This is a genomic window from Streptomyces sp. NBC_00299, assembly GCF_036173045.1.
In the GTDB taxonomy this organism is placed as follows: Bacteria; Actinomycetota; Actinomycetes; order Streptomycetales; family Streptomycetaceae; genus Streptomyces; species Streptomyces machairae.
In genome coordinates this window covers 2,036,138-2,059,797 of the sequence record NZ_CP108039.1, presented here as the reverse complement: position 1 = coordinate 2,059,797, position 23,660 = coordinate 2,036,138, and the positions used below count along the sequence as shown (strand labels likewise).

General features: G+C 72.3%; 18 protein-coding genes. 9 read left to right on the top strand and 9 right to left on the bottom strand.

Annotated features, from left to right (window positions below):
- Positions 1–81: 81 nt before the first annotated feature.
- Positions 82–1,569, top strand: a complete 1,488-nt coding sequence (locus OHT51_RS08945; RefSeq protein ID WP_328884278.1) for a DNA-3-methyladenine glycosylase 2 family protein — start codon at positions 82–84, stop codon at positions 1,567–1,569.
- Positions 1,570–1,571: 2 nt separating this feature from the next.
- Positions 1,572–2,093, top strand: a complete 522-nt coding sequence (locus OHT51_RS08940; protein WP_328878374.1) for a methylated-DNA--[protein]-cysteine S-methyltransferase — start codon at positions 1,572–1,574, stop codon at positions 2,091–2,093.
- Between the two features lie 39 nt (positions 2,094–2,132).
- Here the strand turns inward: OHT51_RS08940 and OHT51_RS08935 are convergent, their stop codons facing one another.
- The 3 genes from OHT51_RS08935 to OHT51_RS08925 form a co-directional block, all read right to left on the bottom strand.
- Positions 2,133–4,457, bottom strand: coding sequence for a glycosyl hydrolase family 95 catalytic domain-containing protein (locus OHT51_RS08935; RefSeq protein ID WP_328878373.1), 2,325 nt, complete (start codon positions 4,455–4,457; stop codon positions 2,133–2,135).
- 130 nt (positions 4,458–4,587) lie between these two features.
- Entirely contained in the window at positions 4,588–5,070 is a 483-nt protein-coding gene (locus OHT51_RS08930; RefSeq protein WP_328878372.1) for a DUF456 domain-containing protein, read from the bottom strand.
- Between the two features lie 228 nt (positions 5,071–5,298).
- Positions 5,299–6,288 carry a helix-turn-helix transcriptional regulator gene (locus tag OHT51_RS08925; protein WP_328878371.1) on the bottom strand — a complete coding sequence of 330 codons (990 nt, stop codon included), beginning with the start codon at positions 6,286–6,288 and terminating at the stop codon, positions 5,299–5,301.
- 265 nt (positions 6,289–6,553) lie between these two features.
- Between OHT51_RS08925 and OHT51_RS08920 the strand changes: the two genes are divergently transcribed.
- Both OHT51_RS08920 and OHT51_RS08915 read left to right on the top strand, forming a co-directional pair.
- Positions 6,554–10,273, top strand: a complete 3,720-nt coding sequence (locus OHT51_RS08920; RefSeq protein ID WP_328878370.1) for a S8 family peptidase — start codon at positions 6,554–6,556, stop codon at positions 10,271–10,273.
- Positions 10,274–10,495: 222 nt separating this feature from the next.
- Positions 10,496–11,800, top strand: coding sequence for a protein phosphatase 2C domain-containing protein (locus OHT51_RS08915; protein ID WP_328878369.1), 1,305 nt, complete (start codon positions 10,496–10,498; stop codon positions 11,798–11,800).
- Between the two features lie 12 nt (positions 11,801–11,812).
- On the opposite strand, the gene OHT51_RS08910 is transcribed toward OHT51_RS08915, so the two are convergent.
- Positions 11,813–13,123 carry a helix-turn-helix domain-containing protein gene (locus OHT51_RS08910; RefSeq protein ID WP_328878368.1) on the bottom strand — a complete coding sequence of 437 codons (1,311 nt, stop codon included), beginning with the start codon at positions 13,121–13,123 and terminating at the stop codon, positions 11,813–11,815.
- A 236-nt stretch (positions 13,124–13,359) separates the two neighbouring features.
- On the opposite strand from OHT51_RS08910, the gene OHT51_RS08905 reads away from it, so the two are divergent.
- Both OHT51_RS08905 and OHT51_RS08900 read left to right on the top strand, forming a co-directional pair.
- On the top strand, positions 13,360–13,977 hold the full coding sequence (locus OHT51_RS08905) for a hypothetical protein (RefSeq protein WP_328878367.1): 618 nt from the start codon (positions 13,360–13,362) through the stop codon (positions 13,975–13,977).
- A 590-nt stretch (positions 13,978–14,567) separates the two neighbouring features.
- Positions 14,568–15,050 carry an ATP-binding protein gene (locus OHT51_RS08900; protein WP_328421753.1) on the top strand — a complete coding sequence of 161 codons (483 nt, stop codon included), beginning with the start codon at positions 14,568–14,570 and terminating at the stop codon, positions 15,048–15,050.
- A 125-nt stretch (positions 15,051–15,175) separates the two neighbouring features.
- Here the strand turns inward: OHT51_RS08900 and OHT51_RS08895 are convergent, their stop codons facing one another.
- Complete coding sequence (locus OHT51_RS08895) at positions 15,176–16,213, bottom strand: DUF2637 domain-containing protein (RefSeq protein ID WP_328878366.1); 1,038 nt, start codon at positions 16,211–16,213, stop codon at positions 15,176–15,178.
- A gap of 305 nt (positions 16,214–16,518) precedes the next feature.
- Entirely contained in the window at positions 16,519–17,370 is an 852-nt protein-coding gene (locus tag OHT51_RS08890; RefSeq protein WP_328878365.1) for a (2Fe-2S)-binding protein, read from the bottom strand.
- 156 nt (positions 17,371–17,526) lie between these two features.
- Between OHT51_RS08890 and OHT51_RS08885 the strand changes: the two genes are divergently transcribed.
- Complete coding sequence (locus OHT51_RS08885) at positions 17,527–18,402, top strand: GntR family transcriptional regulator (RefSeq protein ID WP_328878364.1); 876 nt, start codon at positions 17,527–17,529, stop codon at positions 18,400–18,402.
- Positions 18,403–18,471: 69 nt separating this feature from the next.
- On the opposite strand, the gene OHT51_RS08880 is transcribed toward OHT51_RS08885, so the two are convergent.
- The 3 genes from OHT51_RS08880 to OHT51_RS08870 all read right to left on the bottom strand — a co-directional run bounded on the left by OHT51_RS08880 (position 18,472) and on the right by OHT51_RS08870 (position 21,805).
- Positions 18,472–19,095, bottom strand: coding sequence for a histidine phosphatase family protein (locus OHT51_RS08880; RefSeq protein WP_328878363.1), 624 nt, complete (start codon positions 19,093–19,095; stop codon positions 18,472–18,474).
- 91 nt (positions 19,096–19,186) lie between these two features.
- Positions 19,187–19,975 (bottom strand): hypothetical protein, encoded by a 789-nt coding sequence (locus OHT51_RS08875; RefSeq protein ID WP_328878362.1) that lies wholly within the window; start codon positions 19,973–19,975, stop codon positions 19,187–19,189.
- A 153-nt stretch (positions 19,976–20,128) separates the two neighbouring features.
- Positions 20,129–21,805, bottom strand: a complete 1,677-nt coding sequence (locus tag OHT51_RS08870; RefSeq protein ID WP_328878361.1) for a PucR family transcriptional regulator — start codon at positions 21,803–21,805, stop codon at positions 20,129–20,131.
- Positions 21,806–22,180: 375 nt separating this feature from the next.
- Here OHT51_RS08870 and OHT51_RS08865 point away from each other — a divergent pair, with 375 nt between their 5' ends.
- Positions 22,181–23,074, top strand: coding sequence for an FAD binding domain-containing protein (locus OHT51_RS08865; protein WP_328878360.1), 894 nt, complete (start codon positions 22,181–22,183; stop codon positions 23,072–23,074).
- On the top strand, positions 23,074–23,658 hold the full coding sequence (locus tag OHT51_RS08860) for a (2Fe-2S)-binding protein (protein ID WP_328878359.1): 585 nt from the start codon (positions 23,074–23,076) through the stop codon (positions 23,656–23,658). Before OHT51_RS08865 ends, OHT51_RS08860 begins: the two co-directional genes overlap by 1 nt.
- Positions 23,659–23,660 lie beyond the last annotated feature (2 nt).

Sequence of the window (23,660 nt, the reverse complement as noted above, 5' to 3'; positions counted from 1 at the left end):
AAACGCCGGACGGGCTGGATGGGCTTGATGTCCGATTCCCGCTAGCCCTCACCACTGTCACGGCGGAGACTGGACACCGTGATGGACGAAGACACCAGGTACGAGGCGGTGCGCAGCCGGGATGCCCGGTTCGACGGCGAGTTCTTCTTCGCCGTCGAGACGACCGGCATCTACTGCCGCCCCAGCTGCCCCGCGGTCACGCCGAAGCGGCGTAACGTGCGGTTCTTCGCGACGGCCGCCGCCGCGCAGGGCTCGGGTTTCCGGGCCTGCCGGCGGTGCCGGCCGGATGCCGTGCCGGGGTCCGCCGAGTGGAATGTGCGGGCCGATGCCGTCGGGCGGGCGATGCGGCTGATCGGCGACGGGATCGTCGACCGGGAGGGCGTCGCCGGGCTCGCCGCGCGGCTCGGCTACAGCGCGCGGCAGGTGCAGCGGCAGCTCACCACCGAGCTGGGCGCCGGGCCGGTCGCGCTGGCCCGGGCGCAGCGGGCGCACACCGCGCGTGTGCTCCTGCAGACCACCGAGCTGGCGATCACGGAGATCGCCTTCGCTGCCGGGTTCGCCAGCATCCGGCAGTTCAACGACACGATCCGGGAGGTGTACGCGTCGACCCCGAGCGAGCTGCGGGCCGCCGCCGCACCGAAGAACGGCCGTGGCGACCGGCGTGCGGGCACTCCCTCGGCCGGGATCCCGCTGCGGCTCGCGTACCGGGGCCCGTACCAGGCGGGCCTCGTCCTCGACCTGCTGGAGCGCGAGGCCGTGCCCGGCGTCGAGGACGTCAGCGGGCCGGCCGGGCGCCGGACGTACCGCCGCACCCTGCGGCTGCCGCACGGCACCGGCATCGTGGCGGTGCGGGAGCGGACGGGCGGTGCGCGGAGGCGGGCGACCGCGGGTGGCCACGCCGCCCCCGGCCCGGCCGCGCCGGGACCTCCGGGTGCCTCCGCTGCCCGTCTGCGCGCCACACCTGCCACGGCGACCCACCCCGGCGGCTGGCTCGACGCCCGTCTCCGCCTCACCGACCCGCGCGATCTGACCACCGCCGTGCAGCGGCTTCGGCGGCTGTTCGACCTCGATGCCGATCCGTACGCCGTCGACGAGAGGCTCGGCGCCGATTCCCGGCTCGGGCCCCTGGTCGCCGCGCGGCCGGGCCTGCGGTCGCCCGGGGCCGCCGACGCGGAGGAGCTGGCCGTGCGGGCTCTGGTCGGGTCGGCGGAGGCCGAGCGGCTGGTGCGGCGGTACGGCAAGGCCCTCGACGCGCCCTGCGGCAGCCTCACCCATCTGTTCCCCGAGGCGGCCGTCCTCGCCGGGGCCGAGCCCCACGGGCCGCTGGGCGCGCTCACCGCCGCCCTCGCCGACGGCGCCCTGCGGCTGGACCCGGGCGCCGACCGGGACGAGGCCCACCGTGCGCTGCTCGGCCTGCCCGGACTGGATGCCCGTACCGTCGGCGTCATCCGTACCCGTGCCCTCGGCGACCCGGACGTCGCCCCGCCCGGCACCGACACCCCCGACAGCTGGCGCCCCTGGCGCTCCTATGCCTTGCAACACCTGCGTGCAGCAGGGGAGTTGGAGTAATCATGACCACCCCGAAGCCCACCCCGACCGCTACCCCCGCCCCGACCCACTGGACCGAGGTCGACAGCCCCGTCGGTCCCCTCCTCCTCACCGCCGACCCGGCCACCGGCGCGCTGACCTCCCTCTCCGTGCCGGGCCAGAAGGGCGGCCGTACCGTGCAGGACGGCTGGCGCCGCGACCCCGCGCTCTTCCGTGCGGCCGAGGAACAGCTCGGCGCCTACTTCGCCGGTGAACTCAAGGAGTTCCGGCTGGAGTTGCGGACTTCCGGCAGTGAGTTCCGGGAGAGGGTCTGGGCCGCCCTCGGCTCGGTTCCGTACGGCGCCACCACGACGTACGGCGAGATCGCCGCACGGATCGGTGCCTCCCGTGCCGCCGTGCGGGCCGTCGGCGGGGCGATCGGTGCCAACCCGCTGCTGATCGTCCGTCCCTGCCACCGGGTGATCGGGGCCGACGGGTCGCTGACCGGGTACGCGGGCGGCATCGAGCGCAAGATGCGGCTGCTCACGCTGGAGGGCAGGCTCTAGTCCACCTCCAGGCACCCACCCGCCCCCGCCATTGCGCCACTACGGCTGCTCCGCGGGGAGTCCCCAGCGCGGGGCCTCCCCGTTCGGCTGCACCGGCCCGATGGTCAGGTCCGGCCGGTCGCCGCGTGCCGTGATCAGCGCCGAGTCGCCCTTCCGGAGGGCGATGCGGATCGTGCCCTCACCCGCCGCGGACCACCGCAGCGGGCGGCCCCGTCCGTCCCGTACCTCCACCGGCCCGGTGATGCCGTGCCGTACGACGCAGGGTGCGCCCGCCTCGCTGACCAGCCGCACCCAGCGGGTGACCCCGGCTGTGCGGACCGCCGACATCAGGAACGCGCCCTGCGTGCGGAACTTGTGCACGGTCAGGTCGGCCCAGGCGGCCGGCAGTGCGGGGAAGACCCGGATCACGCCGCCCCAGGACTGGCAGATCATGTCGTGCAGGGACTGCGCCGCCGACAGCGGTGTCTCGATGACCGGGCCCGACTCCTTGTACATGGTGTTGGGCTGGACGAAGCGGGACATCAGCTCGCCCAGGTACGTCAGCGCGTCCTCGCCCTTGCCGAGCAGCGCGGACATCGAAGCCGCGCCGGTGAAGGTGTAGCCCTGCAGGGCGCCCTCGAAGCCCACCCAGTGCGCCAACGACCGCTCGATCAGGGCCCGTTCGTCCGGCGTGCTCCCGGTCAGCTCGTACAGCGGGTACACCGCGAGCAGATGTGAGTAGTGGCGGTGGGATTTCGCGAAGGGGATGTCCGCGCCGATCATGAAGCCGTTCGCGTCGGTCGGGTACGGCGCCCGCCGGGCCAGCACGTCACGCCAGCGCGGTGCCAACTCGTCGTCGACACCGAGGAGTTCGGCCGCGTCGAGCAAGGTGCGGCAGCCCCAGGTAAGCAGCATCAGGTCGTAGGTGCAGTCCCGTGAGTTGCCGCCGTACTCCGGGGAGAACGTGGCCGGCAGGTGCAGTTTGCCGTCCGGGCCCGGCTCCAGGAAGTGCAGGTAGTAGTTGACCGCCTTGCGGAGCAGGGGGTACAGGACGTCCCTGAGGATCGACTCGTCCATGGTGTGGCGGTAGCTGAGCCACACGTTGTGCAGGGCCCAGGTGAGGTTGCCGACCTCGGGGGTCGGCGGCTCCTGGCCGGGGATGCCGACGCCGTAGCCGGTGAGGGGGCCGTCGGCACCGTTGACCAGCTGGGGGTCCGTGGTGCGCGGGATGCCGAGGGAGTCGGCGCGGTACGGGGTCGCCGTCTCCCTGGCCAGGTTGTCCCGGAACTCGCTCAGCGACCGGGTGATCGCGTCGAGTTCGAGGTGGTTGGAGCCGTGGATCAGCCAGTACTCCAGCTGGGCGTTGAGGTTCCACCAGGTGTTGGGCCACGGGGTGGGCTCCAGCCAGGGGCCGCTCGTCGCCATCACGGGGGCGTCGCGGCGGGCGGCGGAGGCGGTCTTGTAGAGCTGGATCCAGTAGAAACGCTGCATCCGCGCGTCGGGGAGGGAGACGAAGCTCTTGCGGTAGTAGGCGTGCCACCAGGCCCGGTGCGTCAGCGCCAGCGCCGAGTAGGGGAGCGGGCTCGCTCCGCGTACGGCCTTGAGTGCCCGCCCGAGCGCCGTTGTGCCCGGGTAGGAGTGCGCGACATGGACGTACAGCGTCCGTGCCCTGCCCGTGCTCCGCTCCCGCCACGCCGTCACATGCTGCCCGCCCGCCAGCAGGGGCTGTACGGCCGCCCACACGCCGTCGTGCTGGGCGACCTCGGCCGGCGGATTGCCCCGGTAGCCGTCGGGGAGCGGCTTGAAGGCCGCCCGGGGGCTGATCGCGTCCGCCGGGTGGAACACCCACCGGAAGTCGCGCTCACCCGCGCTCGGGGTGACCTCGACGGCCAGGACCGAGCGGTCGTTGTGCACCAGGGCCCGCAGGGTGAGCGTGCCCTGGTCCGTGGTGAGCGTGCCGGTCAGCTCGGCGTCGCGCAGGCCGAGCCGCCAGTCCAGGCCGGTGATGGTGCCGACCGGCTCCAGCGTGAAGTGGCCGATCGGGAGGCGGGCCAGCCCGAACAGCGAGCCGAACTCGGGGCGGTGGTCCTGCACCTCGGAGTGCTGGACGTTGAAGCGGACGGCGCGGGTTCCGCCGTCCGCCGCGGCGCCCGGCTCGGCGTAGATGCCGGAACCGAGGAAGCCGTTGCCGAGGAAGGGGCCCTCGTACCAGGTCGTCGGCATCCGCTGCCACACGAGGTCGGCGTCTTCGAGGACGGTGCGCCAGGGGTCGGAGGGGGCCGCACCGTCGGCTGCGCTCGCCTGTGCGGGCAAGCCGCCTGCGAGGAGGGTCCCGCCGAGGGCGGATCCGGTGGCGAGCACGGTACGTCTGGACGGGCTGGGCATGACGCCTCCATCTGCACGGCGATTCATCGGAGCTATCCCGCGACGCAACGTAGGGAAGGGGCGGGGAGACGTCAATACGGCGGGAGAGACCCGATGTATCAGCCGCGATGTATTCGATGTACCCGATCCATCAGCCCCAGATCACGGCGCCCAGCCACGCCCCCGCGATCAGCTGGCACGTGAACAGCTCCGCCAGCACGCTCGAACCGCCCGCCCGCATCGCCGTGCGCAGCGCCGCCCTCGCCTCGCCGTGGCGGCCGAGTCGGAGCCGTTCGCCGAGGTAGATGCCGGCCATGAAGCCGGGGATCGAGCCGAGCACCGGGATCAGGAAGAAGCCCAGGAGCGATCCCGCTCCGGCATAGGCCACGATGCGCGGGCCGGCCCAGTTCGGGCGCAGTCTGCGGGGCGGGAGCGCCCAGCGCACCACCTGGGAGAGGAGCAGCGCGACGGTGGCCGCGACGAGCACCCACCACGCGACCGGCTGGGTGTCCTTCAGCGCCCACCACAAGACCCCGGCCCACACCAGCCACGACCCCGGCACGCCGGGAACCAGCACTCCGCAGAGGCCGAGCAGGAGGACCAGGCCGACCAGCACAAGGTCCCACACTCCCATCTGACCAGACTGCCGGAGCCCAGGAGAAAGCGCAGATCAGCCTGGCGGGCGCGGGTGCGCCACCGGCACTCCTGCCCGTGCCCGGGCGCCCGGCACTCCTGCCCGTGCCCGGGCGCCCGGCACCCCTGCCCGTACCCGGGCGCCCGGCACCCCTGCCCGTACCCGGGCGCCCGTCACTCGTGCCCGTACCCGGGCTCCAGTCCCCCCTCCCAGTACCGGGGCCCCGGGTCACTCCTGCCGCTCCCGCGCCACCCACCCCCGCTCGTACGCATGCCACCCCAGCTGCAGTCGCGTCGTCACCCCGGTCAGCTCCATCAGCCGCTTCACCCGGCGCTGTACGGTCCGCAGTCCCAGGTCCAGCTGCTTGGCCACACTCGCGTCGGTCAGGCCGGCCAGCAGCAGGGACAGCACCTCCAGGTCGGTGTCGTCGGGGCCGTCCGGCTGCTGCTCGGTGACGCCGGACGTGCCGAGGCGGACCGGCAGCGCCTCCCGCCACACCGTCTCGAACAGCCCGGAGAGCAGCTCCAGCAGCCCGCTCGCGTGGACGACCAGCGCGGCCGGCTCCGCGGTGTGCGAGGTCAGCGGCACCAGCGCGAGCGTGCGGTCGGCGATCACCAGCTTGGTCGGCACCTGGTCGACGACCCGCACCTGCTCCTCGCGGCCGAGGGCGGCGGACAGCTCGGTGATGCCGTGCGGCTGGTCGAGGACCGAGCGCTCCAGGACCACCCGGTAGCGGACGCCGCGGTGGGCGGCCTGCTCCTCCGCCTCGTTCTCGATGCCGGTGACGGCGACCGGGTTGCCGGTGACCAGTGCGCAGACCTCCTCGCTCGCCCCGAGCTGGAGCTGCAGGAAGCGCTGCGACACCGCGGCCGCGCCGATCACCACCTCGACCAGGTCGTGCACGGCCGGTTCGGCGACGCCCGCCCGGTACTCCTCGGCGAGCAACGCGGCCGCCAGCTCCGCCTTCTCCAGCTCGTGCCGCTGCTGGGTGAGCAGCGCGCCCAGCGCCACCCCGGGAGGTGCGGCGACCCAGCGGCCGGGCCGGGCCGAGGACTGCGCCGCGAGGCCGTGCCGCTCCAGGCGGCGCAGGGCGCGCTCGGTGTCGTGCTCGCCGAGCGTCAGCCGTCGCGCGAGGTCCGGTACGTCGGCGGCGCCCACGGACACCAGGACGCGGTACGCCGACTCGTGTGTCTCGTCGAGACCTATCGCTCCCAGCATCGGGCCGCGTCCCTCCCCGAAGAACATCCGCATCCGCAAAAAGAACACCGGCGTTCGGGCCGTGGCGGAAAACGGCCACGGCGCAAAACCGCCTCCGCACATCATCGCCGTACCACCCGCCACTCTGCCAAGGTGACGCCACCGCAGCATCAACCACCGCCCGCTTTGCCCGACTTGGGTCTTCCCGGCCTGCGCTTTCGCGCCTGTCGGCAGGCGGCAGCAAGGGAAGAGGGCGATCTTGGGGAGAGCGATATCGCGTACGGCCATGGGTGCGGCGACCGCCGCGATCCTGGCCGTGACGACAGCCGTACCCACGCATGCGGCCACCGCCGTACCCGCGCACCCGGCGACCGACGGCCCGAGCCCGCTGACCGGCGACCGGGCCACCCCCGGCGCCGGCTCAGGCTCCGTCGTCACCCTCGTCACCGGCGACCGCGTCCTGGTCACCCGCGACGGGGCCGTCGCCCTGCCTGGTGAGGACGGCACGACGCCCTTCACGCAGACCCGCCGGTCCGGCGACGACCTGTACGTCTACCCCGCGGGCGCTGTCGAGGCGATCGCCGCCGGCCGCGTCGACGAGGAGCTCTTCAATGTCACCGGCCTGATCCGCCAGGGCTACGACGACGCCCACCGCAAGACGCTCCCGCTGATCGCCACGTACGACCGCTCCGTCGCCCGAGCGGTCCCGCCCGCCCCGCGCGGTGCCGAACGCGGTCTCGTCCTCGACCCGATCGACGGCGTGGCCCTGGAGGCCGACAAGAAGAAGGCCGCCGACTTCTGGGCGGACGTCACCGGTCCCCGCTCCCGCGCGGCCGGCGATCTGAAGAAGCTGTGGCTCGACGCCAAGGTCCGGGCCACCCTCGACCGTTCGACCCGTCAGGTGCACGCCCCCGAGGCCTGGGCCGCCGGCTACGACGGCGAGGGCACCAAGGTCGCCGTCCTGGACACCGGTGCCGATGCGGAACACCCCGACCTCAAGGGCCGTATCACCGCCTCGAAGAACTTCACCGACTCGCCGGACGCCGATGACAACGACGGCCACGGCACCCACACCACCTCCACCGTCGGCGGCACGGGCGCCGCGAGCGACGGCAGGAAGAAGGGCGTAGCGCCCGGTGCCGACCTCCTCCACGGCAAGGTCCTCAACGACTACGGCCAGGGCGAGACCTCGTGGATCATCGCCGGCATGCAGTGGGCCGTCGACCAGGGCGCCGACGTCGTCTCGATGAGCCTCGGCAACCCGGCCCGCACCGACTGCACCGACCCGATGGCCCAGGCGACGGAGGAGCTCGCCCGGTCGAGCGAAGACACCCTGTTCGTCATCGCGGCGGGCAACACCGGCCCCGCCAACAACACGGTCTCGTCCCCGGGTTGCGCCCCGAGCGTCCTCACCGTCGGCGCCGTCGACCGCGACGACTCCACGGCCTCCTTCTCCAGCCGCGGCCCGGTGTACGGCTCGCACACCCTCAAGCCGGAGATCGCCGCACCGGGCGTCGGCATCTCCGCCGCGCAGGCGGGCGGGCGTGGCGTGTACGCCTACCAGTCCATGAGCGGTACGTCGATGGCGACCCCGCATGTCGCGGGCGCGGCGGCCATCGTCAGGCAACGCCATCCCGACTGGAGCGCGCGGCAGATCAAGGCGACGCTCGTCTCCTCCGCGGACACGGACATCCCCGGCGACGCCCGCGCCACAGGTGGCGGACGCCTCGACGTCCGCGCCGCGATCGGGCAGCAAGTCCTGGGCGCACCCGCGCTCCAGGCCGGCACCTTCAACTGGCCCCAGGACGCGAGCGACCGGACGACGGTCGCCGTTCCCTACACCAACACCACGGACAGGGCGGTGGAGTTGAAGTTGTCGGTGCCCGCCGTATCCGGCAACGACGGCTCCACCGTCCGCTCGTCGATCGCCCGGCTCGGTGCCCGCTCGGTCACCGTTCCGGCGGGCAGGACGGTCGAGGTCCCGGTGCGGATCGACCCGACGGCGACGATCGAGCGGGCCCAGTACGGCGACATCACGGGCCGCGTCCTCGCCGCGGCCAAGGACGGCAGCACGGTCTCGACCCCCTTCGCGCTCTACGTCCAGCCGGAGACCGTCACCCTGCGCGTGAAATTGATCGACCGCCTCGGCAAGCCCGCCGACGGCGCCTCCTCCGTCGACCTGATCGGCACCGACGACGCGGCTGGCGAGCGCCGCTTCAACGAGGGCGCGACCGACCAGACGTACCGGATCCGCCCCGGCGCCTACTTCCTCTCCAGCTTCATCACGACCCCCGCGACCGAGGGCACGCTCCTCGACTCCCTCGCCTACCTCGGCCGTCCGCAGCTGGAGATCCGCGACGACACGACCGTCGTCCTCGACGCCCGCAAGGCCCACCGACTGAACACCAGAACGGACGAACCGACCGAACTCCGTAGCGCCACACTCGGGTTCGCGCGCAGCTGGGACGACACCTGGCTGCACGCGGGCACGGCGGCCGGTGGGCGCGAACTGCGCGGCTACTACGCCTCCGTCACGGGCAGGGCGGCCGACGGGGACTTCGAGTTCGACAGCTTCTGGCGCGCGGCGGCTCCGCAGATCACCGAACTCGCCGTGGTGGGCGGCCGGTCGCTGCATCCGACGACCGCGTCCTTCAACTCGGCCAACCTCGACGGCACGGGCCGGGCGCCGCTGTTCGACGCCAAGACCGGTACGGAGGAGGAGCTTTCGGGGGCGGCAGGAAAGATCGCGCTCGTCGGGATCCCGGACGGCGGGAGCGCCCACGAGGTCGCGCGGCGCGCGAAGGAGGCCGGTGCGGTGGCGGTCCTCGTCCACCGTGACGCCCCCGGCCGCTGGTATCCGTCGGCCGGCTTCACCGGCGGCGCGCTGCCGATCCTCGCCGTCCCCGCCGACGAGGCGAAGGCGTTGCTCGCCGCCGGGGACGTGACCCTGCGCTGGAAGGCCACCGCCAAGAGTCCGTACGTCTACAACCTCGCGTTCCCGGAGAAGGGCCCGATCGGCGGCGACCGCACCTACCGCGTCCGGGACCGGGACCTGGCGGCGACGACGGCGACGTACAACTCGATGGCGTCCGCCGCCACCGACCACATCGACCTGACGGCCATGACCCGCCCGAACGGACTGAGTGGCTACTTCGGCGGGTTGGAGACGGTCCCCGCGCCCTTCACCCGCACCGAGTACCACTCGCCGGGCACGACCGGCTGGGAGCACGAGGTGTCCAGCAGCTTCCCGTGGGGCGAGTTCATGATCGACCCCGTGCGGACGTACGGGAAGGGGGAGCGGCGGACCGAGGAGTGGTACGGCGGTGTTCTCGCCCCCGCCACCCCGCTCGACGCCGACGGCCGGCCCGCCCTCGCCGCCGAACGGCAGGGCAACCTGATCGGCGTGGCCCCCGCCTTCTGGGGCGACGGCCAACACCAGGGCATACAGGGGAGCTTCGGCGACATCGGCAGCATGACGCTCAAGCGGGGCGGCGAGACGGTCGGCGAAAGTCCCTACCCGTTCGGGGTGTTCACCGTCCCGGCCGACGAGTCGAGTTACGAACTCACCCTGAACGCGACGAAGATCGGTCCTCCGGCCGGGGCGTGGAAGCGCTCCACGAACACGACGTCGACCTGGACCTTCCGCTCGGCACTGGACGAGGACGCCTACTCGCAAGGCATACCGATGCTCTTTCCGAGGTACGCGCTGCCGGAGGACGGCCTGAAGACGCTCCCCGCCGAGGACGGACAGGAGATCACACTCACGGCGACCGGCCACGCGGGCTACCGGCCGGGGGAGCTGACACAGGCCCAACTCGCCTACTCCTACGACGAAGGCGGTACCTGGACCGAGGCACGGACGGCGCAGCAGGACGACGGGAGCTGGACCGCGAAGGTGAACCACAGCGGAGCGACAGGCAAGCAGGTCACACTCAAAACCGTCCTGACCGACACGAACGGCACCTCGGTCACCCAGATCGTGACCCGGGCCTACGACGTGCGCTGAGGCGCGCGAAGGGGATCCGGGCCCGGGTCACCCGACAGTCGCCGGGCGGTCCTCCCGTGGGGGGTGGGGCCGCCCGGCGACCTGTTTCACGTCCCGTTCCGTCACTTGCCTCGCACGACTGTTCAACACCTCACTCGCCCACGGCCTTTCAAGGCGGTTCACCGGGTCGCATTTTCCGGATGCCCCGTTTTCATACGGGCCGTGCGGTGGACAATTGGGGGCATGAGCCAGCAGGGGGGAAAGGCCACCGGTCACGAGGACGACTGGTGGGGGCAGCTGTACGGTGACTTCACCGACGACACGGGCCCGACCAAGGCGCCCGACACACTGGACGACCGCTTCGCCTCGGCGGCGGGAGTGTCAGGAACCGGCGCCCCGGTTCCGGCTCCGCGGGCCGGGACGGATGCCGTGGCGGGTCCGGCTCCGGGTCCGTCGAGCTTCCCCGCGGGCCTGCCGAAACCGCCGGGATTCACCGTGGAGGAACCCCGGGGACGGGCGGCGCCTCCGACCGACGACGAGCCCCGCACCGCGACCCAGGTGGACATCCCCACCCACCCCCCGACCACCCTCGACTACGTGGGTGACGGCCCTCCCACCTACGCCCCCGAACCCACCGCCCTGCCACCGGCCGACCCTGACGACCTCGACGACCTGGTCGCCGACACCGTCCTCGACGGCGCCCGCTACGGCGCCTCCACCCTGCGGGCCGTGTCCCTGCGCGGCGACTCCGCCCGCTACCGGGGCGAACCCCGCCGCGACTCCCTCCTCACCGCCCGCTTCGGCACCGGCGAACACGCCCTGATCCTGGTGGCGATGGCCACCGGCGCCCGAGCCACCCCGGGCGCGCACCGCGCCGCCGCCGAGGCCTGCCACTGGATCGGCCGGGCCGTCGGCCGCAGTCACGGGCGGCTGGCGGACGACATAAGGGCCGCGAGGCGCGGCGACCTGAAGTCGGGCCTGCACCGCCTCACCGACCGCAGCCTCGGCAAACTCCGCGCCAGCGCCGCCGAACAGGGCATCGAACCCGAGGAGTACGCGGCGACCCTGCGCTGCCTCCTCCTCCCCGCCGACCCCGAGTGCCGGACCCGGGTCTTCTTCGGAGTCGGCGCGGGCGGACTCTTCCGCCTGCGGGGCGGCGAATGGCAGGACATCGAGCCCCGCGTCACGGACCTCACCGGCGACCCCGTCGTCGGCTTCGGCTCGCTCCCCGCCGAGACCCCCGATGGCGACCGCCTCACCATGGACCTCGGCATCCCCACACCGCCCAGCCCCTACGACCCCGCCCCCGAACCGCCCCGCGAACCCTTCCGCTTCCGGGCCTCGGTGGCCCGCCCCGGCGACACCCTCCTCATGTGCACCGGCGGCCTCGCCGACCCCCTGCGCGGCGAACCCGAACTCGCCGCCCACCTCACCGGACGGTGGTCCGCTCCCGAACCGCCCGGCCTCGCAGAGTTCCTCGCCGACACGCAGGTCCGGGTCAAGGGGTATGCCGACGACCGTACGGCGGCCGCCGTCTGGGAGGCCTGACGGCGCCTGCGGCTACGGCCGGTACGTCACCCACGAGCGGGCCGAGGTGTCGTACACGTACATGGGCAGCCCCTTGATGCCCGTCGTGCGGAAGGGGCGGCCGTGGTCGTCGATGCGGACCGTGCCGGTGCGGCCCTGGGACGACCAGTCCAGCTCCAGGTACCAGCTGCAGTCGCAGGTCTTCGTCCGCGCGTCGACCAGCAGAACCTCCGGGTCCTCGGCGGACACGCGGTACGGCAGGCGCATCGCCGGGATCTTGACACCCGTGTCGTTGCCGTCGGCCGGGCGGGCGATGGGGCGGTCCTTGTCCAGGTCGACGTCGAAGTATCGAGGCGTCAGCGCTCCGCCGCAGCCCTGGTCCATGGTGTAGACGGTCCCCCCGGCAGGCGCCGAGCGGCCGACGACGCGCACTCTCAGGGCCTTCAGGACGACGGCCGTGGACGTCTTGCCCTGCACGGAGATCTCGATCATCGTCTGCTCCCCGTGCACCGCGTTCTGCGAGCCCGCCCACGCCTCGGCGTCCTGCGGCGCGGGAGGCGGCGCCACCTGGCTGGGCGGCCTGTCGACGACGTAGTCGTGGCCGCAGCCGGCCTGCCAGACATGGGAGTTGGCGCTCCAGGTGAGCGGCACTCCGGCCGGGGGCTGCTGCCGGCCGGCTTCCTTCGAGGGGCCGTCCTCGGACGGAGCGGACTTCGGCGAGGACTTCTCCGAGGCGCCGGCCGACGGTGACGGTGTGGTCGGCGAGGGGTTCGGCGAGGCTGTCGACTTCGGGCGGGGAGCGCCCGTCGGTGTCGTACGGCTCGGATCGGAGCCCTGGACGGAGTCGCTCGCGCGGGGACCGTCGTCGGGCAGGGCGGAGAGGCTGCCGAGCGTGGCGAGCAGAGCCGTCGCCACGGCTGCCGCGACCAGCAGGCGCCGGCGGCGGTACCAGGGGTGGCGGGGAGGGGCGTCGGTCGATGCCGGGCCCCCGCCGCGAAGCCCCGTCGTCTCCTCGGCCGTGTCCGCGGGGGAGCCGTCCCCCGTGGAGGGGGTGCTGCCGGCGGCGGCGGATGCCGCGGCACGGGACCGCTGCCGCGCCGCCACCGCCAGGATCCACAGCCGGTGCAGCTCCAGCCGCTCCTGAGGCGTCGCCTCGCACAGCGCGGCGAAGCGCTCCACGGGGGCGAAGTCGAGCGGGACCGCGTCTCCGGCGCAGTAGCGGTGCAGCGTGGAGGTGTTCATGTTCAGGCGGCGGGCCAGCTGACCGTAGCTGCGGTCGGTGCGGTCCTTCAGGCGGCTGAGCAACGCCGCGAACTCCTGGACGTCGTCCTGTGCTGCCGACACCGTTCCCCCGTGTCCTCACCGTCCCGGGACGGCATCCCAGGCACTCCATATACCTGCACGTCAGAAGGGCTGGGATGGTTCCACCGTCGCGGATCGGGTGTCGGCGCTTGCGGTCGCCCGCGTGACGGCTGATGCTTTTGGTGTCGCACCGACCAGGGCCGGACGGACCATCCGCCGTCGGTGCCGGCTCACTTCCGATCGTTCACGCTTTCATGTCATTCCACGGGGGGACACTCATGTCCAAGCGCACTCGCACCGGCACGCTCGCCGCACTCGTCGTCACGGGCCTCGCCGCGGGCGCCGCATTCACCGCCGCACCCGCCGGCGCCGCGACGAAGGCGCCCGCGCCGAAGTTCCTGTCGGCGACCGAACTCCCGCCGCACCCCTCCTCCGCCTGGACCGCCGCCCCGGTCGCCGACGGGGTGCCGGAGGAGATGCAGTACTGCTTCGGCGACGCGCTGCTCGCCTACGACTCCCGCTACCGCACCTTCCGCACCGACCTCGACACCGGTGCCGAGCAGCTCAACGTCGTCGTCGGTGACAACGCCAAGGCCAAGGCCCTGGCCACCCGCCTCGACAAGGAGGTCAAGCGCTGCGTCACGCGCATGGACGCCGACCCGGAGATCGAGGCCGACTACAAGAGCTACGGCAGCCTGCCGGTCGAGGAGGGCGCCCGCGTCCACGGCTTCGCGACGCGGGCCTCGTGGGGCGCCATGGACATCCACCTCGTCTCCGTCGGCCGCGACGGCGGCACCGTCACCGTCGTGCAGTGGGGGCAGATGGGCGACTTCACGGACGCGCCGGTGAAGGCCTTCAAGAAGACGACCACCACCGCGGTCAACAAGCTCTACTGACCGGCGCAGCACAGGACCACCTCACCAGCGGGGCCGCCCTCCCGGACGGGGGTCGGGCGGGCGGCCCCGCCACCACACGGCACCAGCGGGGCCGCTGCAGTAGCGAATTCCGGCCAGATTCACAGACGGCGCACACCGGCCCCGAAGGCGCCGCGATGTCACCCCGCACCCGCCGGGCGTCCGGGTCGCGTACGGCCGGATCCGCAGAGCGGGGTCGTCGAACGGGCCGACCCACCGCGGTCCGCGGGCCCCGGGGAACATCGGCACGATGCCGTGCAGGACTGCCCTGGTCGGCCGCCTCCGCGCGGGCGCTTTGAACCGCCTTGCCTCCCCTCGCCGGAATCACACCCGCGGCCCGCAGGCCGAGGCCATGGCCGGTGGCCGACTCGATTAGGTCGTCGCCCGGGACGGCCTGCGGGCGGCCGGTGGGTGACGTTCCGGGTTTCATCCACCGGCACGGCCTGCCGTAACCGTGGCCGAACACCTGGTCGTTGACGATTCGACATGACTGCCGCCGGTCCGACTGGGAAAGGTTCCCGTGAACGTGTTCGAGCAGGAGGGGAACCGACATCGGCACGCGGGCGGGGGTCATGAAAAGGCAGGCACGAGGAGGCGGTCCCATCACCATCGGGGCCTCCTCGGCACGGACAGTGGAGGACAAGGCCGCGAGCGCCGGGGAACACGCGCAGTCGCCTCAGCTCAGGCGCAGACTCGGACGGGCGGACCTGCGGGCCGTACCGGAGGCACGCAGGGCTCTGCGCGAGCTGTTACGGCACTGGGGGAGGCCCGGACGATCGGACATAGCCGAACTGCTCACCAGCGAGCTCGTCACCAACGCAATCGTCCACACCGACCATGACGCCGTCCTGACGGCGATCGTCGGACCGCACGGACTCAGGGTGGAGGTGAGGGACTTCGTGGCCCGCCGGCCCAGACTGCGCGTACCGAACGCCGACAGCTGTACGAACGGCAGAGGCCTGGTGCTGGTCCAGTCCCTCGCGGACGACTGGGGCGTGCGGACGCACGGGGTGGGGAAGGCGGTGTGGTTCGAACTCGACGCGGATGCCGCGTGATGCGCGCCGCCGGTGTCGCAGGTCGTACGACGACGGGAAGGGGCGCGACCCGAGTCCCGGGTCGCGCCCCTTCCCGTCGATGCCGTGCTGTCAAAGGCCGTCGATGCCGTTGACGAGCGGAGTGCTCAGCCGAACTGCTGCTCGAGGTCCTTGAGCTTGCGCTCCAGGGAGTCGAGCCGCGGCAGAGCCATTGTGTCGTCCTCCGTGGTGAGGTCGACGGTCACCGGGTCAGAACCGGTGCGTACGGGCTGAAGGGACGGACGTGAGCGTACGGGCAGTTGCTCCGGCGCGGATATGGCAGGCTCCGCGGAGACTTGGGCGGAGGCACGCTCCAGAGCCTGCGTCTCGACCTGCCGGCCGCCGCGGCCGACGAAGCCGCGGTGGCCCCGGCTGATGGCCTTGAGCTGGGCCCGCTCCATGCGCTCCTGCTCGCGCCGGCGCAGCCGGGCCGCCTCCTTCTGCCGCTTGTCCTCGCGGACCTCGTCGACCGCCTCGTCGAGGCTGCGCACGCCCTCCAGGAGCATCAGCGACCAGGCCTTGTAGGTCTCGCGGGGCGCCCGCATCCAGCGGACGATCCGGATCTGCGGGAGCGGCCTGGGCACCAGGCCCTGCTCGCGCAGGGCGGCCCGGCGGGTCTGCTTGAGCGCCCGGTCGAACAGCACCGCCGCGGAGAGGGACATGCCGGCGAAGAAGTGCGGGGCGCCGTCGTGGCCGATGCCCCTGGGGGCGTGCACCCAGTTGAACCAGGCCGCGGCAGCCGCGAACGTCCACACGAGTATCCGGGAGCCGAGGGCCGCGTCACCGTGGCTGGCCTCGCGCACCGCGAGCACGGAGCAGAACATCGCGGCGCCGTCCAGGCCGAACGGCACCAGGTACTGCCAGCCGTTGTTCAGGCCGAGGTTCTGCTCACCGAAGCCGACCAGGCCGTGGAAGGAGAGCGCGGCGGCCACGGCCGCACAGCAGAACAGCAGCACATACGAGGCGGTGCCGTATATGGCTTCCTTGCGCCTGCGGCGCTCCTCGCTGCGCTCCCACGAGTCGTCGGCGCTCGTGTCCTTCCCCGTGGTCTTCCCGCGCCGAAGCACCGCTATCGCCGCCAGCAGGCCCAGGAGCAGGACGGCGCCCGGAAGCAACCAGTTCAGCGATATGTCGGTCAATCTCATCTGGGGGTCCCTTGCATTGGGATAGGGCGTAACGCCCGCCATAGTGGCCCAATCCCGCTGGCCCTCAGGGGGTTTCGGGGCAAGAGGCCGCCAAGGAAGTGCAAGGGGATGCCCAGGGCGGCGTTCTGCTCGAACTGCCGCTTGAGGGGCGGGAGTTGAGTTCGAACAACACTACCCGTGCGGGTGGTTCCACGGAAAGTTCCTGCGCGAAGTGAGGAATTTGTGAAACGCCTGTAACCGTAAGGGGTGTCCTGCTCGCGGGTGATCTTACGGCACGAAGGCTGACGCGGGTGTCTGAGGGAGCCTCAACTGGCCGCGGACAGAAGTTTGATGACCCGATCCGCGTCGCAGGTGCGGGGACAGGTTGCGCACGTGTCCTCGGGGCGCAGTGTGTAGAACATGCAGCAGCTCGCCCGGTCCCGCGTGGGCAGTGACTCGCCGTTCGGACCGGTCAGTTCACGGAAGGCCGCCGAGCCGACGTACGGCTTCGTCGCGCCCGGCAGCAGCAGCTCCAGCTCGTGGCGCGCCCGGTCCTGCTCGCCGTCGCCGAGCAGATGGGCGACGTACCAGAGGCTCTCGACGACCTCGTCGGTCGCCATGCCCCACAGTGCGCGTCCGCGGCGCCGCATGCGGGGGCCGAAGCCGGTGAGGACGGGTTCGAGGTGCTCGGCTATCGCCGTGCGCACCTCGGCGCGCAGTGCCTCCTCGTCGGGCACGACCCTCGCGCCGGGCAGGGTGGCGGCCGGGTCGCCGGGGAGGCAGGCGAAGGTGGCGGGGCGGGCGGCGAGGGTGCCTATCGGGAGGTCGGGGACCGTGCGGTCGTACGAGACATGCGTCACGGGGAAGCGGGGGACGCGGCGGAGCAGGAACCAGGGGACGGTGATCAGCAGGCAGACGGGCCAGGCGTAGCGGTGCAGGCCGAAGCTGGCGACGACGTCTGCGCGTGCGGACTGTCCGTAGTCGCGCTGTACCTGTGCGTCGTCCCAGGCCAGGAAGGTGTCGAGGTCGGTGCCGCCGTCCGCGAGCGCGGCTGCGGTGACCCAGCCGCCGTGCCGGGGGAGCTGTGCGTCGGCGGCCGGCTGGGTGATGGCCAGCCCCGGGAAGACCTCGGTGAGACGGGTGTAGGCGTCCGCGAGGGCTGAAGGGGGCACAGGCATTCCGGGCCGCCGATCCGTGAGGTGGTGAAGGTTAGGCTTACCTTACCCAAGATCGCTGCGGTTTGAACTGTCGCGTTCTGCGCCTAAGGTGCTTGACGGGTGAGTAACAAGCCGCCGTAATGACCCCAAGTACCGATACGTCCCCGAGGAGGACCCGTGAAGCAGGGCACGCAGGGCTCCGCGGGGACGGGGATTCCGTCGCTGTCGCAGGGCTTGGAGGCCCGGGCGGGTGCGGAGAGTGCGGGGACGGGTTCGGGTGCGACTCGGGTGCCGTCGCAGGGGCGAGCCCCGGGGGGTACCCCGGGTCTGGCTGCGGGTCGGGGTGTCTCGGCATCGGCCTCCGCGCCAACGGCTCGGGGCGAGCACACCCACAGCGAGACGCCGATTCCGCGGCCGCGGGCGATTGTCCAGCGGGCCTCGGTGCGGGGGCAGATCCTCGACGCCCTGCGCACCGCGCTCGTCACCGGTGAGCTGACGCCCGGGGCGGTCTATTCGGCCCCGGCGCTCGGCGAACGCTTCGGCGTCTCCGCGACGCCGGTGCGTGAGGCCATGCAGCAACTTGCGCTGGAGGGGGCCGTCGAGGTCGTCCCGAACCGGGGGTTCCGGGTGGTCGAGCGTGGAGCCCGGGAGCTGGCGGAGCTGGTCGAGGTGCGTGCGCTGATCGAGGTCCCGGTGATGCTCCGGCTCGCTCGGACCGTCGCCCCTGAACGCTGGGCGGAACTGCGGCCGTTGGCGGAGGCGACCGTTCGTGCGGCGTCGACCGGGTGCCGGGCGACCTACGCGGAGACGGACCGGACCTTCCATCGCGCTGTGCTGTCCCTCTGCGGCAACGAACAACTCGTCCAGATCGCCGACGACCTCCACCGCCGCGCCCAGTGGCCCCTGGTGAGCCCCGCTCGCCCGTCCACCCGCGGCCACGCCGACCTCGTCGCCGACGCGGCGGAACACACGGCTCTGCTGGATGCGTTGATCGCCGGGGATGTGGACGTGGTGCGGGCGTTGGTGGGGGAGCACTTCGCCGGGGCGCGCTGAGGGAGAGTTGCGGCGGCCTGCCGGTTGCGCATCAGTGATCAATGCACTCCGGCATCGCCCGACGTGCCCTCAAATGTGAAGCTCGGGAGGGAAGCCCGTCCAGCGCAGCTCGGCAGGTAGATGCCGCATGTCGTTGAGGGTGAGGACCGAGGCGGGGCGACCCGGTGCGTAGCGGATGACCGTGAGTGCCGCGTTGCAGTGGTTGAGGCCGAGCCAACGCCACTTCGGTGCGTGCATGGCGTCGCGGAGGAGCCAGGCGACGAGGAAGTTGTGGGTGACGACCAGCTCGTGCCGGTCCTTGTCGCCCTGCACCGGCCCGGTGTACGCATCCAGCGCCCAGCGGGCCAGCGCAGGTCCGTTTTCCCGCTCCTCATCGGTGGCATCGGCGAGGAAGCCGAGGTAGTAGTCCGCTGATTCGGCCGGAAGCTCGTCCTTCTTCGGCAGGTAAGGCACGTAGTCACCGGCGACGTCCGAGACATGCAGAGGGACGTTCCTCAGCTGGTCGCCGATGAGGCGTGCGGTCTGCGCTGCTCTCGGCAGCGGGCCGTGGTGAACACCTGAGAAGGGGACGTCACGGAGGCGTTGACCGAGCAGTGTGGCTTGCTGCCGACCGGCCTCCGTCAGCCCGCTCTCGTCAGGCGACGCCTCGCCGTGCCGGACGAGGTAGAGGTACCGGGTGGCCGTGGCAGTCATCTCACATTCCCTGTCCGCTGGCGATCTTGCGCATCAACGGACGCAGTCCTGCTGTGTGCCGGTTCCCTCCATCGTCCGGAACCGGGGTGGGTCACGCCGTGGCGGCGCCCGTTGCCGGGGGTGTCGGGGACAGGTGACCGGCCAGCCAGGTGGGCACGCCGCCCAGGAGGCGGAACAGACGTCGCGCCTCCTCGCGCAGCCGCGTGGCCTCCGGCTCGGTCTCCGTGTCGGCCAGGGACGCCAGCGCGGGAGCCGTACCCACCAGATAGCCCAGCTCCTCGCGGATGCGGAGGGATTCGGCGAACCCGTGCCGCGCCTCAGCCAACTCCCCCTCGCGCAGCGCGAGTCCGGCAAGGTGGCGCCAGGTGAAGGAGAGGAGGAGCGGGTCGGCGTGGGCTGTCGCGCCCGCATGCGCCCGACGGTAGGCGGCCCGGGCCGCCTGCGGCGAGCGTGCGAGGTTCTCCGCCAGGAGGCCGCGGCGGAAGTCCAGCAACGCCCTCCCCGCCACCCCCGGAGGGATCAGCGCCGCCGCCCGCCCCAACGCGGCCCGCGCCTCGTCGGCCCGGTCGCGCACTGAGTGCAGCGTCGCCGCGTAGGCAAGTTGCCCGCGTTCACAAGCGGCAGCGCCCCGCTCGTCGTCACTGTGAGCGAGCGCCTCGGCCGTACGGAGTGCGTCCTCGGCCTCCTCCCAGCCCTGCTCGGTGTAGAGACACCGCTCCACCAGCAGCGCCGCCCGCTGGAGCGCGGCCTGCGCGGTCACCGGCTGTAGCAGCGCCGCCGCATCCGCCCAGCAGGCGCGTGAGCGCAGCCGCCATACCGCGGTCTGGAGTGGATCGTCACCGGCGGTCGTTCCGTTACCAGACATGGCGGTATACGCCACCTCGCCCTCCCCGAGCACACCATTGAGCTGTTGAGTGGTGGCGGCATCTCAGCACGAATCCGCGTGCCCGGCCAAGAGGGTGGGTGAAGGATTTCACAAAGTCGTGGGACAGCGGCGGCACTTGGTGCCATCCGGCGGAGGGCCGGGATGGGCTCAACTCATCCGCAATGCCAAGAAGAAATCCAGCTTGTCCTCCAGCCGGGAGAGGTCCCGACTCGTCAACTGCTCGATCCTGCCCACTCGGTAGCGCAGTGTGTTGACGTGCAGGTGGAGACGGGTCGCGCAGCGGGTCCAGGAGCCGTCGCAGTCGAGGAAGGCTTCGAGGGTGGGGATCAGTTCCGCGCGGTGGCGGCGGTCGTAGTCGCGGAGGGGGTCGAGGAGGCGGGCCGTGAAGGCCCTGCGTACGTCGTCCGGGACGAACGGGAGCAGGAGGACGTGGGACGCCAGCTCCTGGTGGCCGGCCGCGCAGACCCTCCCGGGGCGCGCCGCCGCCACCCTGCGGGCGTGGCGGGCCTCCTCCAGGGCGCCGCGCAGGCCCTCCGCCGAGTGCACGGCCGCGCTGACGCCGAGGGTGACCCGGCCGTCGTCGTCCAGGCCGGCGGAGAGCGGGTCGCGGACCGAGTTCAGGAGTGCGTCGGCGAGGATGCCCGCCTCCGAGCCGTCGTGCTCCGCGGAGACCGCCGGCAGCGGGACCAGGGCGATGGCCTCGTCGCCCGTATGGGCCACGGCGATGCGGTCGGACGGCTCGGGGCCGGTGGCCAGCGGGTCGACCAGGATCTCCTCCAGGAGGGACTGGGCGGTCGGGCCGGCCTCGATGTCGCTGCCCTCCCATTCGACGCGGGCGACCACGACCTGCCAGTGCGGGGCCGCCCCGAGGCCCGGCAGCAGCACCGGTGCCGCCACCCGCAGGCGCGCGGCGATCTCGGCGGGCGCCGCGCCCGTCTGGACCAGTTCGAGGACCTCCTGCGCGAGGCGGCGGCGGACCGTGCGTGCCGCGTCCCTGCGGTCCCGTTCCACGGCGATCAGCTGGGTGACGCCCTGGAGCAGGTCGAGCCGCTCCTCGGGCCAGTCGCTCGCGTCCGCCTCCACGGCCAGCAGCCAGTCCGACAGCACCGTCTCGCGCACGTCCCGCGCGGCCTGCGTCGCGGACCGGCCGCTGCTGCGGATCGGGAAGAGGGAGTACAGCGTGGTGCCGAGGGGCAGCCGGTGGGGGCCGCGGCGGCCCGTGCGGGCGGCCGAGAGATGCTCCGCCGCCAGCTTCGCGCACACGTCGGCGGGCAGCGCCGGACCCGCGGCCTTCGAGCCCGCGATGAGCCGGCCCGCCGGCGACAGCACCCAGGCCCGCAGGTCCAGGTCCGAGCCGAGGAGGTCGAGGACCACGTCAGGACCGCCGCCCGCCGGGCCCGAGGTCATCATCCGGCGGTGCCGGTCGACCACGGCCGCGAGGTCCCCGGCCCGCTCGCCGCTGACCTGCCGTACGACGTGCTCGGTGATCGTCGCGAACGCCACCGACTCGTGCACCGCGAAGAGCGGCAGGCGGTGGCGGGCGCAGGCCAGCACCAGATCGTCGGGGATGTCGCCGAGCTCGGCCTCACCGGCCCCCAGCGCCGCCACGCCGGCCTGGGCCAGGAGGCGGACGAAAGGCTCGGAGTCCGCGGCGTTGCGGCGCCACGCCAGTCCCGTGAGCACCAGCTCACCGCCGGAGAGGTAGCGGCTGGGGTCCCTGAGGTCGGTGGTCATCACACCGCGCACGGTGCGGTCCAGCTCGTCCTCGCCGCCGAGCAGCTTGAGGCCCAGCGCGTCGGTGTCCAGCAGTGCGCGCAGCCGCATTCTCGTCGCCGCCGTTCTTTGTCTCGAAATCTATGATGGATCTTGATCGGTCTGTGAGGAGGCCCGGTCGGCGGGCCGATGAGCGGCGCCGGGGGCGGGTGCTCGTCGTCTTTCGGACGGTGTCCCAGGTCACAGGGCTGTGTCCGGTGTTTCCAGAGGAAAGCGTGGAGGTTACTGGTGACCTCCGTTCATACGAATCTACAAGATGCCCGCCCTGGCCAGCCAACTCCTTCATGGTTTCCGTGACTGACCCAGGCCGAGCACAGCGCTGTGTACTGACGTCAATGCGCGTTAACAGCACATGAACGAGCCGGGCCCGCCGCACCTGATCTGGCTCAAACCGTACGACCCACGAGACGTAGAAGAGAGCCGGTCATGGACTTCCTTCGCCCCGCCAGCTGGGAGGAGGCGCTCGCCGCGAAGGCCGAGCACCCCACCGCTGTGCCGATTGCGGGTGGCACCGATGTGATGGTCGAGATCAACTTCGACCACCGCCGGCCCGAGTACCTCCTCGACCTGAACCGCATCGGCGACCTCACCGAGTGGGAGGTCGGCGAGGACAGCGTGCGGCTCGGCGCCTCCGTCCCGTACTCCGGGATCATGGAGAGCCTGCGCGCCGAGCTGCCCGGCCTCGCCCTCGCCTCGCACACGGTCGCCTCCCCGCAGATCCGCAACCGCGGCGGCGTCGGCGGCAACCTCGGTACCGCCTCCCCGGCCGGCGACGCCCACCCCGCCCTCCTCGCGGCAGGCGCCGAGGTCGAGGTCGAGTCGGCCGAGCGCGGCACCCGCCTGATCCCGATCGACGAGTTCTACACGGGCGTGAAGCGCAACGCGCTGGCCGCCGACGAGCTGATTCGGGCCGTACACATCAAGAAGGCCGACGGGCCCCAGCAGTACTCCAAAGTCGGCACGCGCAACGCCATGGTCATCGCCGTGTGCGCCTTCGGGCTCGCGCTGCACCCCGAGACGCGGACCGTGCGTACCGGGATCGGCTCGGCCGCCCCGACACCCGTACGGGCCAAGGCCGCCGAGGAGTTCCTGAACGCGGCGCTCGAAGAGGGCGGCTTCTGGGACAACGGCAAGATCATCACCCCGTCGGTCGCCAAGCAGTTCGCGGAGCTGTGCTCCGGCGCCTGCAACCCGATCGACGACGTCCGGGGCACCGCGAGTTACCGCCGCCACGCGGTCGGAGTCATGGCCCGTCGCACGCTGACCTGGACTTGGGAGTCGTACCGCGGCACCGCCGCCCGCACGGAGGGAGTCGCCTGATGCGCGTCAACTTCACTGTCAATGGACGTCCGCAGGAAGCCGACGACGTGTGGGAGGGCGAGTCCCTGCTGTACGTGCTGCGCGAGCGGCTCGGTCTGCCGGGTTCCAAGAACGCCTGTGAGCAGGGCGAGTGCGGATCCTGCACCGTCCGGCTGGACGGTGTGCCGGTGTGTTCGTGCCTGGTCGCCGCCGGTCAGGTCGAGGGCCGTGACGTCGTGACCGTCGAGGGGCTCGCCGACTTCGCCAAGCAGCGTGCCGAGCACGGTGGTTGCGCGACCGGTGCCTGCGGTACGTCGCTCCAGGACGCCCAGCAGTGGGCGGCCAAGGGGCAGGACTCGCAGACCGGTGAGGGCACCGAGCTCTCCCCGGTCCAGCAGGCGTTCATCGACGCCGGCGCCGTCCAGTGCGGCTTCTGCACGCCGGGCCTGCTGGTCGCCGCCGACGAGATGCTGGAGAACAACCCGAACCCCAGCGACGCGGACATCCGCGAGGCGCTGTCGGGCAACCTGTGCCGGTGCACGGGCTACGAGAAGATCATGGACGCGGTCCGCCTCGCGGCCGCCCGGCAGGGAGAGGCGGTCTGAGC

Excerpts from the sequence above, each read along its gene's own strand:
- OHT51_RS08945 (WP_328884278.1), top strand. The coding sequence starts at position 82 with ATGGACGAAGACACCAGGTACGAGGCGGTGCGCAGCCGGGATGCCCGG.
- OHT51_RS08940 (WP_328878374.1), top strand. The coding sequence starts at position 1,572 with ATGACCACCCCGAAGCCCACCCCGACCGCTACCCCCGCCCCGACCCAC.
- OHT51_RS08935 (WP_328878373.1), bottom strand. The coding sequence starts at position 4,457 with ATGCCCAGCCCGTCCAGACGTACCGTGCTCGCCACCGGATCCGCCCTC.
- OHT51_RS08930 (WP_328878372.1), bottom strand. The coding sequence starts at position 5,070 with ATGGGAGTGTGGGACCTTGTGCTGGTCGGCCTGGTCCTCCTGCTCGGC.
- OHT51_RS08925 (WP_328878371.1), bottom strand. The coding sequence starts at position 6,288 with ATGCTGGGAGCGATAGGTCTCGACGAGACACACGAGTCGGCGTACCGC.
- OHT51_RS08920 (WP_328878370.1), top strand. The coding sequence starts at position 6,554 with ATGGGTGCGGCGACCGCCGCGATCCTGGCCGTGACGACAGCCGTACCC.
- OHT51_RS08915 (WP_328878369.1), top strand. The coding sequence starts at position 10,496 with ATGAGCCAGCAGGGGGGAAAGGCCACCGGTCACGAGGACGACTGGTGG.
- OHT51_RS08905 (WP_328878367.1), top strand. The coding sequence starts at position 13,360 with ATGTCCAAGCGCACTCGCACCGGCACGCTCGCCGCACTCGTCGTCACG.
- OHT51_RS08900 (WP_328421753.1), top strand. The coding sequence starts at position 14,568 with ATGAAAAGGCAGGCACGAGGAGGCGGTCCCATCACCATCGGGGCCTCC.
- OHT51_RS08895 (WP_328878366.1), bottom strand. The coding sequence starts at position 16,213 with ATGAGATTGACCGACATATCGCTGAACTGGTTGCTTCCGGGCGCCGTC.
- OHT51_RS08890 (WP_328878365.1), bottom strand. The coding sequence starts at position 17,370 with ATGCCTGTGCCCCCTTCAGCCCTCGCGGACGCCTACACCCGTCTCACC.
- OHT51_RS08880 (WP_328878363.1), bottom strand. The coding sequence starts at position 19,095 with ATGACTGCCACGGCCACCCGGTACCTCTACCTCGTCCGGCACGGCGAG.
- OHT51_RS08870 (WP_328878361.1), bottom strand. The coding sequence starts at position 21,805 with ATGCGGCTGCGCGCACTGCTGGACACCGACGCGCTGGGCCTCAAGCTG.
- OHT51_RS08865 (WP_328878360.1), top strand. The coding sequence starts at position 22,181 with ATGGACTTCCTTCGCCCCGCCAGCTGGGAGGAGGCGCTCGCCGCGAAG.
- OHT51_RS08860 (WP_328878359.1), top strand. The coding sequence starts at position 23,074 with ATGCGCGTCAACTTCACTGTCAATGGACGTCCGCAGGAAGCCGACGAC.